The sequence below is a fragment of the Pseudolabrys sp. genome, from assembly GCF_050250095.1.
In the GTDB taxonomy this organism is placed as follows: Bacteria; Pseudomonadota; Alphaproteobacteria; order Rhizobiales; family Xanthobacteraceae; genus Pseudolabrys.
Genome location: NZ_JBFWPH010000003.1, coordinates 511,895 through 526,030, shown reverse-complemented (window position 1 = coordinate 526,030; position 14,136 = coordinate 511,895). Strand labels below are relative to the sequence as shown.

Genomic DNA, 14,136 nt, shown 5'->3' with positions numbered 1-14,136 from the left:
TTTTAAGAGCCGAAGCTGCGCGGCGGCTGACTGATGACGACCGAACCGGTCGGCTTGATTTCCATCACCGCGAGACCGCGCTCATTGGTGCCATCGGCGCGGAAACGGAATACGCCGTCGATGCCGGCGAAGCCCGACGAATTCGTCAGCGACTGGTCGTTGAGACTCTGCGGCCCCTGCGTCTTCACCAGCGCCGCGATCAGCGCCACCGCGTCATAGGCGAGCGAGGACGTGCGCACCGGCTCCTGCCCATAGCGCGCGCGATAACGCTGCGAGAAATTGCGGAACCCGTCCGCGCCCGGCGCGGCAAACCAGCCGCCGTTCATCGACGGATTGGCGAACAGAGCCGGCTCGTCCCACAGCCCCGTGCCGATCAATTGCGCGCGGCGCAGATTGGCGCCGGCTGCGGTGAGCCCCTGCACGACCTGCGGAACTGTTTCGGCATTGTCGGGAATGAAGATCGCGTCGGCGCGGCGCGCGGCCTGTGCGATGCGGCGGATCGCCTCCTGCCGCCGCGCCGGATCGGCCGGATAGCGCTCGAGCGCAACGACGCGTCCGCCGCGGCGCGCCGCCGCCTGCTGCAACGCCGCCTCGACCACCGTGCCATAGGCATTGTCGGGAATGAGCGCGGCGAAGGAGCGTTTGCCGCGGCTGACCGAGTAATCGACGATGCGATGAACGTCGGTCTCCGGCAGGAAGCTCAGGAGATAGACGCCGCGCGCTGCGACATTGGTGTCGGTCGAGAATGCGATGATCGGAACGCCGCGCTGACGCGCGATCGGCGCGACCGCGCTGACGGATTGCGCGAAGATCGGCCCGACGATGATGCGCGCGCCTTCGTTGAGCGCCTGCTGAACCGCGTTCTGCGCGCCCTGCGGCGTGCCGCCGTCGTCCTTCACCAGAAGCTGAAGATCGGGATTCTTGAATTCGGTGATTGCGAGTTCCGCCGCGTTGCGCATCGAGGTCGCGGCGATGCCGGCATTGCCGGGCGCCGACAGCGGCAGGACGAGGCCCACGCGAACCTGGCCGGTTCCGATCGCGGTCGCGCCCGGCGCTTCACCCGGCGCAGGCGCACCACCACCCGGCGTTTCGACGCCGAGACGGTCGAACGTGCCGCTCGTGCAGGCGGCCAGCGCGGTGCTCGACAGGAAAGCGGCGGTCAGACGAAGCACGCTGCGGCGCGAGACGCGCATATCGGTTTCGCTGTGCGGCTTCCCCATCATAACCCCTTGCGACGCTCTCGGCCTTCCGTCCGCGCCCGCCCCCGGACGCACGCTGCGCAAAATACTGGCGTTTGAAGGTTAAGTAAATGAAAAGGAACGGGAATTTGGCGACCCGATGACGCGGCGGAAAGCGCTGTTTAGATTGCCGGAATGACAAGCGAAAGCAGCACAGCGACGCGGCCGAGCCGCCGCTACACGGTGGCCGGCGCCGAGATCGAGGCGCCGCCGCTCGCGCTCGGCCTCCACGTCGTGGCAACACCGATCGGCAATCTGCGCGACGTGACGCTGCGAGCGCTCGAGGTGCTCGCCGCGGCGGATGTGATCGCCTGCGAGGATACGCGCATCACCCGCCGGCTGCTCGATCACTACGGCATCGCGACGCCGCTGACGCCCTATCACGAGCACAATGCGGCGGACGTCCGGCCGAAGATTCTCGCGCGGCTCGCCGCCGGCGAGCGCGTCGCGCTGGTCTCCGACGCCGGCACGCCCTTGATTTCCGATCCAGGTTTCAAGCTGCTGCGCGAAGCGAGCGAAGCCGGTCACGCCGTCACCGCCATACCCGGCGCGTCCTCGGTGCTCGCCGCGCTCAGCGTCGCGGCGCTGCCGACCGACCGGTTTTTCTTCGAAGGTTTCCTGCCGCCGAAACAGACCGCACGCCAGAAGCGCATCGCCGAACTTGCGCGCATACCGGCCACGCTGGTGTTGTTCGAGACCGGACCGCGGATGGCGGCCGCGCTCGCCGACCTCGCGGACGGTCTCGGGCCGCGCACGGCCGCGATTTGCCGCGAACTGACGAAGCTTCACGAAGAAGTCCGGCGCGACGAACTGCCGAAACTTGCGAGACATTACGCAGGTGACGCCGAAACGCGCGGCGAGTTCGTTCTCGTCATCGCTCCACCGCCCGACGAAGAGCCCGGAAGCATCGATATCGATGCGATGCTGCGTGCGGCGCTGGCGCGCACGTCGGTCAAGGACGCGGTCGGCGAAGTCACGATGGCAACCGGCCTGTCGCGGCGCGAGGTTTACCAGCGCGCGCTCGAGCTTGCGAAAGAGGCCGGCGATGGCGTCCCGTAGCAGACCGCTCGGAACCCCGCGCGCCGCAGCGCCGGAAAGGGTCGCGGCGTTCCGCACCGGATTGTCGGCGGAAAGCCGCGCCGCGGCTTACCTGATCGCCAAGGGATTTCGTATCCTGTCGCGCCGCTGGAGAAGCCCGCTCGGCGAAATCGATATCGTCGCGCGCCGGCGCGGCCTGCTGATCTTCGTCGAGGTGAAGGCGCGCGCGACACTCGATGAAGCCGCAGAGGCCGTCACGCAGCGTCAGCAGCGGCGCATCGCGCAGGCCGCGGAAGCCTGGCTCGCGACGTTTCCGAAAACGGCCTTCACCGACGCGCGTTTCGACGCGGTGCTGGTCGCACCGGGCAAACTGCCGCGTCACATTCCGGCGGCGTTCGAAAGCTGAAAAACCGAAGCCGCCTCAGGCGGCGGCCGATGTCGTCTGCGCGCGCGACGCGATCTGCGGCAGGTCGATCAGCGTGATCATGCCGTGCTCGTCGGTCAGCAATCCGCCGAACAGGTTGACGTCGCTGTCGCGCGTGACCTGCGGCACCGGCTGAATCTTGCTCGCCTCATAAGGCACGATATCCAGCACCTGATCGGCGAGCAGGCCGACGAGCTGATCGGCGATGCTGACGATGATGACGATGTGCGTCGCCGTCGCGTCGGTCATGCCCTGGCCGAAGCGGCAGCGCAGATCGACGATCGGCACCATGACGCCGCGCAGGTTGAGGACGCCGCGCACGAAGTCGGGCTGGCCGGCGAGCGGAGAAACGCCCGACCAGCCTTTGATCTCGCGAACCGACATGATGTCGACGCCGTAGCGGTCATCGCCGATCGCGAAGGTGACGAATTCCTGGATGCCGGCTTCGTTGCCGCGCGCGCCGGCAACCGCATGATTGGCGGCTTCGAGCGCAGCGGTCTGATCCTGATGATGCATGGTCGGTTCCCGAAGGTGGGCGGGTCAAAACGGAGGGAGCCCCTTGCGGGCGAACCATCCTGCGGACAGTCCCATCATGTCGGATGCCCCCTTATGACTGGTAAACTTGAGGGCGCGGAGGCCGCATTTTTCCGAATCACCGACCGCCATCCCGCCGGACCATGGCAGCAATGCCGGGACCGGGTGCTTTCTTGCTGCAGCCAATGGCGATCTTCTGCTAAAACGCGCGAAATTCCCGATGCGCAGGCTCTTTGCGCAGCGTTCTTGCGGACCTTCCATGACACTTTCCGTTGCCGTCCAGATGGACCCGATCGAGCGGATCAACGTCCGCGGCGATTCGACCTTCGCCATGCTGCTCGAAGCGCAGAAGCGCGGGCACGCTCTGTCCTATTACACGCCGGACAAGCTCGCGATGCTGCAAGGCGAGGTGTTCACCACCGCGCAGGCGCTGACGGTGCGCGACGAGGTCGGCAACCATTTCACGCTCGGCGAGGCAAAACGTCGGCCATTGGCTGAGTTCGACGTGGTGCTGCTGCGGCAAGATCCGCCGTTCGACCTGTCCTACATCACCACGACGCACATGCTGGAGCGCGTCCATCCGAAGACGCTGGTGGTCAACGATCCCGCCCATGTGCGCAACGCGCCGGAAAAGGTCTTCGTCACCGAATTCCCGGACTTGATGCCGCCGACGCTGGTGACGCGCGACCTCGCCGAGATCAAGGCGTTCCGCAAAGTGCACGGCGACATCGTGATGAAGCCGCTCTACGGCAAGGGCGGCGAAGGCGTGTTCCGCCTCGCGCCGGAGGATCTCAATTTCGGCTCGCTCTACGACCTGTTCGCGGTGACGTTCCGCGAGGCCTGGGTCGTGCAGAAGTTCCTGCCGAACATCAAGCACGGCGACAAGCGCATCATCCTGGTCGATGGCGACTATGCCGGAGCGGTCAACCGCGTGCCGGCGGCGGACGACCTGCGCTCCAACATGGTGCGCGGCGGCACGCCGAAGGACACTCAGTTGTCGGCACGCGAGAAGGAGATTTGCGACCGCATCGGCCCGGCGCTGCGCGAGCGCGGCCTGCTGTTCGTCGGCATCGATGTGATCGACGGCTGGCTGACCGAGATCAACGTCACCTCGCCGACCGGCATCCGCGCGATCAAGAATCTCGGCGGCCCCGATATCGCGGCGCTGCTCTGGGACAAGATCGAAGCGAAGCGAAAGGGCTGAGGCGGCCCGGAGACTTGTCAGGCCGCCCGCGGCGCCTGATCGAGATCCTCGTCGAAACCGGCGATCGAGAACACCAGACGCTGGTGGCCGGGCCGGAAGTCCTGAATCTCGCGGATCATGTCATCGACATCGGTGAGCGCCGCTTCGGCCTCGCGCCGCGCCGCCCGGGCAAGCTCAAGCTCGCTGTCCATCATCTGCCTGTCGATCATCGCGATCACCTTTGGTTGGTCCGCGCCGACCCGGAACCTAGCCTGAGTCGTTTTGTTCTGCAAATGTTCTTGTCGGCCACTGGCCGATGGGTTACAATTTTTGCGGGTGCCGAGGTCGGCCAACGACCTTGTGCGGCTTTGGGCTGGGGCTGGCCGATGGTTCAGCGGGTGAGCACGGTGGCGTTCGAGGGGATCGAGGCCCGCGCCGTCGACGTTCAGGTGCAGGTCGCGCCCGGCCTGCCCGCCTTCACCATCGTCGGCCTGCCCGACAAGGCGGTGTCGGAAGCCAAGGAGCGGGTCCGCGCCGCGCTGATCGCCTCAGGCCTCGCGCTGCCGGCGCGGCGAATCACCGTCAATCTCGCGCCCGCCGACCTGCCGAAGGAAGGCAGCCACTACGATCTTCCCATCGCGTTGGGGCTGATGGCGGCGATCGGCGCCATTCCGCCGGACGCGCTCGCCGGCTTCACCGTGCTCGGCGAACTCGGCCTCGACGGTTCGATTGCGCCGGTCGCGGGCGTGCTGCCGGCGGCGATCGGCGCCAATGCACGCAGCGAAGGCCTGATCTGTCCGGTGGGTTGCGGACCGGAAGCGGCCTGGGCTTCGCCGGAGATCGAGATCGTCGCGGCGCGCTCGCTGATCCAGCTCGCCAACCATTTCAAAGGCACGCAGGTGCTGACACGGCCGCAGCCGAAGGTGCGCGAAACCGAAGGCGCGCCGCTCGACCTCGCCGACATCAAGGGGCAGGAAAGCGCCAAGCGGGCGCTCGAGGTCGCAGCCGCCGGCGGACATAACCTGCTGATGGTCGGTCCACCCGGCTCCGGCAAGTCGATGCTGGCCGCACGGCTGCCAACCATCCTGCCGCCGCTGTCGCCGACCGAACTGCTCGAAGTGTCGATGATCGCCTCGGTCGCCGGCGAGATCGAGGGCGGCGCGCTGACCAACCGCCGGCCGTTCCGCGCGCCGCATCATTCGGCGTCGATGCCGGCGCTGGTCGGCGGCGGCTTGCGGGCGCGGCCCGGCGAAATATCGCTGGCGCACAACGGTGTTTTGTTCCTCGACGAGATGCCGGAATTCGCCGCGCAGGTGCTCGACTCGCTGCGCCAGCCGCTCGAAACCGGCGAGGTCGCGATCTCGCGCGCCAACCACCGCGTCACTTATCCGGCGCGCTTCATGCTGGTCGCGGCGATGAACCCCTGCCGTTGCGGCCGCGCCAACGATCCGGGCTTTTCCTGCAAACGCGGCGCGAACGTGCGCTGCGCGGCGGATTATCAAAGCAAGCTGTCCGGGCCGCTGCTCGACCGCGTCGACCTGCATATCGAAGTGCCGGCGGTGACCGCCGCCGACCTGATCCTGCCGCCGCCGGCGGAAGGCTCGCGCGAGGTTGCCGCCCGCGTCGCGCGCGCCCGCGACATCCAGGCCGAACGCTATGCCGCGCTCGGGCTCGAAAACGTGCGCACCAATGCGCAGGCCAACGGTCCGGTGCTGGAGGAAGTAGTGTGTGCCGACGCCGCCGGCATGACCTTGCTGCGAGACGCAGCCGACGCCATGCAGCTCTCCGCGCGCGGCTATCATCGCGTGCTGCGGGTCGCGCGCACGCTGGCCGATCTCGACGGCGCCGAGAAAGTCGGCCGCGTGCATCTCGCGGAGGCCCTGTCCTACCGCGCGCTGGCCGACGAAATCCGCCGCGCCGCCTGAGCGCCGGCTGGCCCAAGAGCCTGCCTTAACTCTCCGTTCACCATACCGACCGGCCCCGGCCGCCTCGCCTTTATGGTGAAGAAAATCTCAATCACTGCGGCGTCAAATGCGCCCCGACAAACGAACTGTGCCGCCCGAAGCGTTCAGGAGTACGGGACCGCATGCGAGCCGACCGCCCCGGCAATGCCGCCGGCAAGACCGATATCAAATCCGATATCAAGGCCGACCCATCTCACCCGCCCCTGACGAATTCCGGCCGCGTGGTCGTCGGCGCGCTGTCCGTCATCGCCGCCGTGCTCGGCGCGATCGCCATTATCCGCCTGCAATACGCGGTCACCGATCCGTTCGCCTACACCGCTGGCGTCGCGGCGTTCCTGGCGACGGCCTGCGCCTATATCGCCTTGCTCGGTTTCCAGCGCCGCGCGCTCGCCGCGCGTGTCGAAACGCTCGAAGCTCAAAATGAAGCACTGGCCGACGGCAACTGGGAACTGCGTGAAGAAATCGAGCACGCACAAAGCCTGATCGAAACGCAGGGCGACCTGATCGTGCGCCGCGACGCGATGGGCCGCATTACCTACGCCAACAACGCCTACTGCAAGCTCGCCGGCAAGACGCGCGACGCCCTTCTCGGAACGATGCAGAAGCTGCCGGTCGCCATTCAGGCAAACATCGTCGTGCTCGGCGACGGCAGCCGCACCCACGACCAGAAGATAGGCACCGGCGAGACCGCCCGCTGGATCGCCTGGCATGACGTCACCGTGCGTAGCGAGGCCGGAACGGAAATCCAGAGCGTCGGCCGCGACATGACGGCCCGCATCACGCTCGAGCGCGAGCAGGCCGCGACGCGCGAACAGGCGCAGGCCGCCAACCGCGCAAAATCGCAATTCCTCGCGATGGTCTCGCACGAGATCCGCACGCCGCTGAACGGCATTCTCGGCATGAGCGATCTGCTACTCGACACCAAACTGACGGCGGAACAAACGAACTACGCTCGCGCCGCGCGCACGTCCGGTGAAACGCTGCTGGCGCTGATCGAGGATGTACTCGACTTTTCCAAGATCGAAGCCGGCAAGTTCACCATCGAGCAGCGTCCATTCTCGCTCGCGCACCTGATCGAGAACGCGGTCGAGCTGCTTGCGCCACGCGCGCAAGCCAAGGGCATCGAGATCGCTTCGCTGATCGACGAACGTCTGCCCGACGAGGTGACGGGCGACGGTGCACGACTGCGCCAGGTATTGCTCAATCTGGCCGGCAACGCAGTGAAATTCACCGAAACCGGCGGCGTCGCCATCATCGTGGAACCGGCGGAAACCGCCGGCCATATCAGGCTTTCGGTGCGCGATACCGGCATCGGGCTGAAGAACGAGGACAAGGAGCGGGTGTTCCTCGATTTCGAGCAGGCCGACAATTCCTCGACGCGAAAGTTCGGCGGCACCGGCCTCGGCCTTGCCGTTTCGAAGCGGCTCGTCGAGCGCATGGATGGCGCCATCGCGGTCGAAAGCGAATTCGGCAAAGGCTCGACCTTCTCGGTCACGCTGCCGCTGCCGGCCACCAGCAGCGCGGAGGTGGCGCGGTTCGACATTCCCGACCTCGCCAGCGCGTCGGTGATGATCGTTGCCTCGGCGCAGATCGAGGCGTCCCTGCTCGCGCAACGGCTGACACGCTGGGGCGCGCAGGTGTCGCTTGCCGCGGATGCCGCGATGGCGGCGGCGCTGTTGCCCGAACGCACATGGCATACGCTGCTGGTCGATCATGCGCAGGCCGCTGCGCTCATCGAATCCGGCGCGCTTCGCAAGCTCGACGGCACCCGGCGCATTGTCTTGATCACGCCGGCACAGCGCGGCGATCTCGGCCGCCTGCGCGAAACCGGCTTCAACGGCTATCTCGTCAAACCGGTGCGCGCGGTATCGCTCGCCGCGCGGCTGCGGCCGGACGACGCCTTCGATCAGGCGCCGGCCGACACGGCCGACGAAACAGCGGCTGTCGAACCGGCCGCAAGCGGCGGCGGCCTGTCGATCCTCGTCGCCGAGGACAACGAGATCAATGCGATGCTCACGCGCGCACTGCTGACGCGGCTCGGTCACCGCCCGACAATGGCGAGCGACGGCGCCGCCGCGGTCGAAGCCTGGCTCGCCGCGCGCGCGGCCAACGACCCGTTCGATCTCGTGCTGATGGACGTACAGATGCCGGGCACCGACGGCCTTGCGGCCACCAAGCAGATACGCGCCGTCGAGCTGGAAGGCGGCGGCCACACGCCGATCGTCGCGCTGACCGCAAGCGCCTATCCGGAGGATCGCGACGCATGCGCCGCCGCCGGCATGGACGACATCCTAACCAAGCCGCTCGACCGCGACCGGTTGAGCGCCCTGCTGAAGACAACGTCGCGGCGCGTGCGCGCGCAAGCCGCAGCATAGACATGCCGTAAAGACAGGCCTGCCAAAAGACGGCGGACTGGCAGCGGAACGGGCTTTGTCATAAATTAGTGGTGGAGCCGTGGTCTACCGGCACCCGCGAATTCTCAGTGATTCGCCGCCGTGACCCGGCTCGAACCCGGACCGGCGCCCGCAAGAGGACAACAGCTTCCATGGACATTCGCGACCGTGATGGCCTGCGCGACCATGACGGCCTGCCGCGGCGAATGCTGGGGCGGCGCCGGCTGACGCCGGCCACAATCGGCATTCCCGGCTGGCTTCCGGCACTGCAGGCCTATAGCGGCGTGCAGCCGTCGGCGGCGCGGGCGCTGCGGCCGACGCAGACACTGGGGCGAATCGGCTCGCTGGAGGTGCGGCTCGCGCAGACGGCGGCCGAAATCCGCAAGGCGCAGAAGCTGCGTTACCAGGTGTTCTATCAGGAAGGTTCCGCGCTGCCGGACCCCGGCCGCATGTTCGCGCGGCGCGACATCGATTCCTTCGACGCGATCTGCGACCACCTGCTGGTGCTCGACCACGCCGAGCGCGACAACAATCTGCGCGGCGGCCCCGCGGTGGTCGGCACCTATCGCCTGCTTCGCCAGCAGCTCGCTGAGGACTATGGCGGTTTCTACACCGCCGGAGAATTCGACATCTCAGGCCTGCTGTCGCGCCATCGCGGGCTGAGCTTCCTTGAACTCGGCCGCTCCTGCGTGCTGCCGCCTTACCGCAACAAGCGCACGGTCGAGCTGCTGTGGCACGGCATCTGGACCTATGTGCTGCAGAACCGCGTCGACGCGATGTTCGGCTGCGCAAGCCTCGAAGGCACCGATCCAAGCCGCCTCGCGGTGCCGCTGTCGTTCCTGCATCACAACGCCCGCGCGCCGGAAGCCTGGCGCGCCCGCGCCCTGCCGGAGCGCTATGTCGAAATGAATCGCATCGCCAGGAACGCGATCGACGCCAAGGCTGCGCTGCGTGCGCTGCCGCCGTTGATCAAGGGATATCTGCGGCTTGGCGCCTATATCGGCGACGGCGCGGTGATTGACTATCAGTTCGGCACCACCGACGTGCTGGTGGTGCTGCCGGTGTCGGCGATCAACAGCCGCTATATCGACCACTTCGGCGCCGGCGCGGAGCGTCACGCCGCCTGATTTTTTTGGACGGCGGAGCGTTTTCAAGCGAAGTGGGCTTCCGGTTCGCGTTAAGAAAACGCGACAAACAAAAAATCACAGTCGCCGCAGCGCTACCTGCTCGACCAGGTGGCTCATGCTCTTCTTCAGAATGAGATCGGCGCGCTGCCGGGTCGGCAGAATGTTCTCGTGCAGATTGACGAGGTTGATCCGCTGCCAGATCGAGGTCGCGGTCTCGGTCGCCTCATCGTCCGACAATCCCGAATAGCGATGGAAATACGACTTCGGATCGCGGAACGCCGTGCCGCGCAGCGTCAAAAAGCGGTCGACATACCAGGACTTCAGCACGTCCTCGTCGGCATCGAGATAGACCGAGAAGTCGAAGAAGTCCGACACGAAGGGAATCGCCTTGCCGTCCTTCGGCAAGCGACCCGTCTGCAACACGTTGAGACCTTCGACGATCAGAATGTCCGGCCGGTCGACCTCGACCCACTGGTTCGGTGTCACGTCATAGGTCAGATGCGAGTAAACCGGCGCCCGCACCGGACGCCGGCCTGCTTTTACATCGGACAGGAAACGCAGCAGCGCCGACAGATCGTAGCTTTCCGGAAAGCCTTTTTTCTCCATCAGGCCTTCGCGCTCGAGCACCGCGTTCGGGAACAGAAAACCGTCGGTAGTGACGAGATCGACCTTCGGCACGTTCGGCCAGCGCGCCAGCAGCGCCTGCAGCACGCGCGCCGTCGTCGACTTGCCGACCGCGACCGAACCGGCGACGCCAATGATATAGGGCATCTTGACGTCTTCGGTGCGCAGGAAGTTTTGCTCCGCGCGAAACAGCCGCTGCGTCGCCACCACGTAAAGTGAAAGCAGCCGCGACAGCGGCAGATAGATCTCCGCGACCTCTTTCATGTCGAGGCGGTCGTGCAGCGAGCGAAGCTTTGTGACCTCCTCCTGCGTCAACGTCATCGGCGCGTCTTCGCGCAATTCAGCCCACTGCGGCCGCGTGAAAACGCGGTAGGGCGAAACGTCGTCGTCGATGCGGTGTTCCATGGCCGGCGCCGTCCGTTCAGGCCCGCGAGCGCTTGCGCGACTTGTTCTTGCGCGCCTTCTTGCGCAACTGGGGCCGCTTCTTCTTGCCCTTGCCCGCGCGGGAGGCTTTCTCGGCCAGTCCGCTCTGCGCCATGCGCTTCGCCAGCGCCGCCTCGACGTCCTTCAGCGCGATCCTGCGCGCGCGAAGAACGACCAGCAGATGATAGAGCAGATCGGCAGCTTCGGAGGTCAGCCGTTTGCGGCTTTCTCCGACGGCGGCAAGCCCGGTCTCGATCGCTTCCTCGCCGAGCTTCTTGGCGCATTGCGCCACGCCACGATCGAGCAGCTGTCGGGTATAGGACACCGCCGGGCTCGCCTTCGCCCGCGCCGCGACGCGTTTCTCGAGATCGTGCAGGGTGAACTTCGTCATACCGGAACCTTTAACATTTCCACGGTCGCACCGGGAGTGGACCGACGGGCATGATCTCGAAAAGTGGAAACCGGTTTTCGGATAAGATCATGCCCAAAAACTTACGGATCGAGCCGCATCGGCAGGCCGGCCTTCGCCATGTAATTCTTCGCCTCACGGACGCTGTATTCGCCGAAATGGAAGATCGAAGCCGCCAGCACGGCGGTGGCGTGCCCGTCGCGAATGCCGCCGACCAGATGGTCGAGATTGCCGACGCCGCCCGAGGCGATGACCGGCACCGCGACTGCATCGGCCACTGCGCGGGTCAGCGCGATATCGAAACCGCTCCGGGTGCCGTCGCGGTCCATCGAAGTCAGCAGGATTTCGCCGGCGCCGAGCGACACCACCTCGCGGGCGTAGTCGACCGCATCGATGCCGGTCGGCTTGCGGCCGCCATGGGTGAAGATTTCCCAGCGCGGCGGCGCGCCTTCCTGCGACACCTTCTTGGCGTCAATCGCCACCACGATGCACTGATCGCCGAACTTCTCGGCCGCTTCCTTGACGAAGGCGCGGCGCGTCACGGCGGCGGTGTTGATCGAGACCTTGTCCGCGCCGCAGGTCAAAAGCTTGCGGATGTCCTCGACGGTGCGCACGCCGCCGCCAACCGTCAGCGGCATGAAGCAGGCTTCCGCCGTGCGCGTCACCACGTCGAAGATCGTATCGCGGTTCTCGTGACTCGCGGTGATGTCGAGAAAGCAAAGCTCGTCCGCGCCCGCCGCATCATAGGCAATGGCGGCTTCGACAGGATCGCCGGCGTCGCGCAGGTCGACGAAGTTGACGCCTTTGACGACGCGGCCATCCTTGACGTCGAGACAGGGAATGACGCGGACCTTGAACATGCTCAGGCCCGCGCCGCTTTGAGAACGTCGATGGCTTCAGCAGCGTCGATTCGTCCGTCATAGAGCGCACGGCCTGAAATGACGCCTTCGACATTCGGATGCGCACGCTGCACGGCGGCGCGCAACTCGGCCACATTGGAGAGGCCGCCGCTCGCGATCACCGGAATGCGGGTGTGATCGGCAAGCTCGTAGGTCGCGTCCCAGTTGACGCCCTTGAGCACGCCGTCACGATCGATGTCGGTATAGACGATGGCGGCAACGCCGGCATCGCTGAAGCGATCGGCAAGATCGAGCGCCGTGATTTCGGATTTCTCGGCCCAGCCTTCGACGGCGACCATGCGCTCGCGCGCGTCGATGCCGACGACGATCCGGCCGGGAAACGCCTTGCAGGCTTCCTTCACCAGCGCCGGATTACGCACCGCGGCGGTGCCGATGATGACGCGATTGATGCCTTTCGACAGCCAGCCTTCGACCGTCTTCATGTCCCGGATGCCGCCGCCGAGCTGGACGCTCATGCCGATGGTTTCGAGAATGCGTTCGACCGCCGCGGCGTTCATCGGCTTGCCGGCAAAGGCGCCGTCGAGATCGACGACATGCAGGTGCTTGAATCCCTGGCGCTCGAAGGCCTGCGCCTGCTGCGCGGGATCGCGATGGAACACGGTCGCGCGCGCCATGTCGCCCTGTTCGAGGCGCACCGCGAGGCCTTCCTTCAGATCGATAGCGGGAAACAGGATCACGGCGACCACTTCAGAAAATTGGCGATCAGCGCCAGGCCGAGCTTCTGACTCTTCTCGGGATGGAATTGCGTGCCGACAATGTTGTCGCGGCCGACGATCGCGGTGAGCGCGCCGCCATAGTCGGCCTGCGCGACGAGATCGGTCTTCTGCTGCGGGCGCAGTTCATACGAGTGCACGAAATAGGCGTGCAGGCCGTCCGGGCCGGTGGCGATGCCGTCGAGCAGCTTGTGCGGCTTGGTCACGTTGAGCGTGTTCCAGCCCATGTGCGGAATCTTGAGGGTTGCGTCGCTCGGCGCGATGCGGTCGACGTCGCCCTTGATCCAGCCGAGGCCGGGCGTGACGACATATTCGCGGCCACGCTCCGCCATCAGCTGCATGCCGACGCAGATGCCGAAAAACGGCCGGCCGTTTTTCGCCACGCTCTGCTCGAGCGCGTCGATCATGCCGTCGATGGCATCGAGACCCTTGCGGCAGTCGGCAAAGGCGCCGACGCCGGGCAGCACGACGCGGTCGGCTTTTGCAACTTTGTCCGGTTCGCTGGTGACGACGATCGGCTGATCGTGCCCGCTTTCACGCGCGGCGCGCTCGAAGGCCTTGGCCGCCGAGTGCAGGTTGCCGGAGCCGTAATCGACGATGGCGACCGTCATCGCGGCAGTCCCGGCTGCGGGAACAGCCCAATGACGTCCGGCGTCGCGCGCTGCGGCAGCGGCGCGGAGACGACCGGCGGCGGCTTTGGAATTGACGGAGGCGGCGCGGAGGGCGGCGGCGGCACGGCCCGCGCGACACCCTCGACCCATTGCGCGAAGAAGCGCCGCTCGGCGAGTTCCTCATCTTCCGCGACCACGTAACCGAGCTGCGTCCACTTGCGGAGCGTCCAGCGGCGCAGCGACGCCGCTTCAAGCCCGATCAGAATCCCGAGCAACAGGTTCGCGACTGCATCCGCCCATTGCGGAACATCGGCGACGGCAAACTCAACCGTCATCGCGATCACGACGACGATGTAGCCGATCAGCACCAGCCACATCCGGTGCAGCAGCATCCACAACGGCGGCAGCAGAAACGCCCAGACATGGAAACCGTCACGTACAAAGGCAAAGCGCTCCGGCCCGGGAACGGGCCGGCCTTCGCGCTGCGGCGGTTGGTGCACGGTATAGGTTGGCATCTCGGTTACGCTTTACGGAA

Annotated in this window: 14 protein-coding genes and 1 pseudogene; 6 read left to right on the top strand and 9 right to left on the bottom strand. The window is 66.2% G+C overall.

Going from position 1 to position 14,136, the window contains the following annotated elements:
- Positions 1-2 precede the first annotated feature (2 nt).
- A complete protein-coding gene (locus AB7F10_RS12005) occupies positions 3-1,193 on the bottom strand; it encodes a penicillin-binding protein activator (RefSeq protein ID WP_428561154.1) in 1,191 nt (396 codons plus the stop codon).
- A gap of 180 nt (positions 1,194-1,373) precedes the next feature.
- Between AB7F10_RS12005 and rsmI the strand changes: the two genes are divergently transcribed.
- Positions 1,374-2,297: a 16S rRNA (cytidine(1402)-2'-O)-methyltransferase gene (gene rsmI / locus AB7F10_RS12000; RefSeq protein ID WP_428561152.1), complete on the top strand. Its 924-nt coding sequence runs from the start codon at positions 1,374-1,376 to the stop codon at positions 2,295-2,297.
- Positions 2,284-2,682 carry a YraN family protein gene (locus AB7F10_RS11995; protein ID WP_428561150.1) on the top strand — a complete coding sequence of 133 codons (399 nt, stop codon included), beginning with the start codon at positions 2,284-2,286 and terminating at the stop codon, positions 2,680-2,682. Before rsmI ends, AB7F10_RS11995 begins: the two co-directional genes overlap by 14 nt.
- A 15-nt stretch (positions 2,683-2,697) precedes the next feature.
- On the opposite strand, the gene AB7F10_RS11990 is transcribed toward AB7F10_RS11995, so the two are convergent.
- On the bottom strand, positions 2,698-3,216 hold the full coding sequence (locus AB7F10_RS11990) for a chemotaxis protein CheW (protein WP_428561148.1): 519 nt from the start codon (positions 3,214-3,216) through the stop codon (positions 2,698-2,700).
- 277 nt (positions 3,217-3,493) lie between these two features.
- On the opposite strand from AB7F10_RS11990, the gene gshB reads away from it, so the two are divergent.
- Positions 3,494-4,438, top strand: a complete 945-nt coding sequence (gene gshB / locus AB7F10_RS11985) for a glutathione synthase (RefSeq protein ID WP_428561146.1) — start codon at positions 3,494-3,496, stop codon at positions 4,436-4,438.
- Between the two features lie 17 nt (positions 4,439-4,455).
- Here the strand turns inward: gshB and AB7F10_RS11980 are convergent, their stop codons facing one another.
- On the bottom strand, positions 4,456-4,647 hold the full coding sequence (locus AB7F10_RS11980) for a hypothetical protein (protein ID WP_428561144.1): 192 nt from the start codon (positions 4,645-4,647) through the stop codon (positions 4,456-4,458).
- A 156-nt stretch (positions 4,648-4,803) separates the two neighbouring features.
- Between AB7F10_RS11980 and AB7F10_RS11975 the strand changes: the two genes are divergently transcribed.
- From AB7F10_RS11975 to AB7F10_RS11965, 3 genes are all read left to right on the top strand, one after another.
- Positions 4,804-6,342 carry a YifB family Mg chelatase-like AAA ATPase gene (locus AB7F10_RS11975; protein ID WP_428561142.1) on the top strand — a complete coding sequence of 513 codons (1,539 nt, stop codon included), beginning with the start codon at positions 4,804-4,806 and terminating at the stop codon, positions 6,340-6,342.
- Positions 6,343-6,503: 161 nt separating this feature from the next.
- Entirely contained in the window at positions 6,504-8,756 is a 2,253-nt protein-coding gene (locus AB7F10_RS11970; protein ID WP_428561140.1) for an ATP-binding protein, read from the top strand.
- 224 nt (positions 8,757-8,980) lie between these two features.
- The gene (locus AB7F10_RS11965; RefSeq protein WP_428561589.1) at positions 8,981-9,901 is read left to right on the top strand and encodes a GNAT family N-acetyltransferase; all 921 of its coding nucleotides are present in this window, start codon (positions 8,981-8,983) and stop codon (positions 9,899-9,901) included.
- A gap of 75 nt (positions 9,902-9,976) precedes the next feature.
- On the opposite strand, the gene coaA is transcribed toward AB7F10_RS11965, so the two are convergent.
- The 6 genes and pseudogenes from coaA to AB7F10_RS11935 all read right to left on the bottom strand — a co-directional run bounded on the left by coaA (position 9,977) and on the right by AB7F10_RS11935 (position 14,116).
- Positions 9,977-10,930: a type I pantothenate kinase gene (coaA, locus tag AB7F10_RS11960; protein WP_428561137.1), complete on the bottom strand. Its 954-nt coding sequence runs from the start codon at positions 10,928-10,930 to the stop codon at positions 9,977-9,979.
- 97 nt (positions 10,931-11,027) lie between these two features.
- Positions 11,028-11,339 (bottom strand): annotated as a pseudogene (locus tag AB7F10_RS11955) (phosphoribosyl-ATP diphosphatase); the annotation flags it as partial.
- A 101-nt stretch (positions 11,340-11,440) separates the two neighbouring features.
- Positions 11,441-12,217, bottom strand: coding sequence for an imidazole glycerol phosphate synthase subunit HisF (hisF, locus tag AB7F10_RS11950; RefSeq protein WP_428561134.1), 777 nt, complete (start codon positions 12,215-12,217; stop codon positions 11,441-11,443).
- Positions 12,218-12,219: 2 nt separating this feature from the next.
- Complete coding sequence (gene hisA / locus AB7F10_RS11945; protein ID WP_428561131.1) at positions 12,220-12,963, bottom strand: 1-(5-phosphoribosyl)-5-[(5-phosphoribosylamino)methylideneamino]imidazole-4-carboxamide isomerase; 744 nt, start codon at positions 12,961-12,963, stop codon at positions 12,220-12,222.
- Positions 12,951-13,601 (bottom strand): imidazole glycerol phosphate synthase subunit HisH, encoded by a 651-nt coding sequence (gene hisH / locus AB7F10_RS11940; RefSeq protein ID WP_428561129.1) that lies wholly within the window; start codon positions 13,599-13,601, stop codon positions 12,951-12,953. The genes hisA and hisH overlap by 13 nt, the downstream gene beginning before the upstream one ends.
- Positions 13,598-14,116, bottom strand: a complete 519-nt coding sequence (locus AB7F10_RS11935) for a DUF2628 domain-containing protein (protein ID WP_428561127.1) — start codon at positions 14,114-14,116, stop codon at positions 13,598-13,600. Before AB7F10_RS11935 ends, hisH begins: the two co-directional genes overlap by 4 nt.
- Between the last annotated feature and the right edge of the window lie 20 nt (positions 14,117-14,136).

Bases quoted from the DNA above. Each gene is read 5' to 3' on its own strand.
- AB7F10_RS11975 (WP_428561142.1), top strand. From the start codon at position 4,804: ATGGTTCAGCGGGTGAGCACGGTGGCGTTCGAGGGGATCGAGGCCCGC.
- AB7F10_RS11935 (WP_428561127.1), bottom strand. From the start codon at position 14,116: ATGCCAACCTATACCGTGCACCAACCGCCGCAGCGCGAAGGCCGGCCC.
- hisH (WP_428561129.1), bottom strand. From the start codon at position 13,601: ATGACGGTCGCCATCGTCGATTACGGCTCCGGCAACCTGCACTCGGCG.
- rsmI (WP_428561152.1), top strand. From the start codon at position 1,374: ATGACAAGCGAAAGCAGCACAGCGACGCGGCCGAGCCGCCGCTACACG.
- coaA (WP_428561137.1), bottom strand. From the start codon at position 10,930: ATGGAACACCGCATCGACGACGACGTTTCGCCCTACCGCGTTTTCACG.
- AB7F10_RS12005 (WP_428561154.1), bottom strand. From the start codon at position 1,193: ATGCGCGTCTCGCGCCGCAGCGTGCTTCGTCTGACCGCCGCTTTCCTG.
- AB7F10_RS11995 (WP_428561150.1), top strand. From the start codon at position 2,284: ATGGCGTCCCGTAGCAGACCGCTCGGAACCCCGCGCGCCGCAGCGCCG.
- AB7F10_RS11990 (WP_428561148.1), bottom strand. From the start codon at position 3,216: ATGCATCATCAGGATCAGACCGCTGCGCTCGAAGCCGCCAATCATGCG.
- AB7F10_RS11965 (WP_428561589.1), top strand. From the start codon at position 8,981: ATGCTGGGGCGGCGCCGGCTGACGCCGGCCACAATCGGCATTCCCGGC.
- hisF (WP_428561134.1), bottom strand. From the start codon at position 12,217: ATGTTCAAGGTCCGCGTCATTCCCTGTCTCGACGTCAAGGATGGCCGC.
- AB7F10_RS11980 (WP_428561144.1), bottom strand. From the start codon at position 4,647: ATGATCGACAGGCAGATGATGGACAGCGAGCTTGAGCTTGCCCGGGCG.
- gshB (WP_428561146.1), top strand. From the start codon at position 3,494: ATGACACTTTCCGTTGCCGTCCAGATGGACCCGATCGAGCGGATCAAC.
- AB7F10_RS11970 (WP_428561140.1), top strand. From the start codon at position 6,504: ATGCGAGCCGACCGCCCCGGCAATGCCGCCGGCAAGACCGATATCAAA.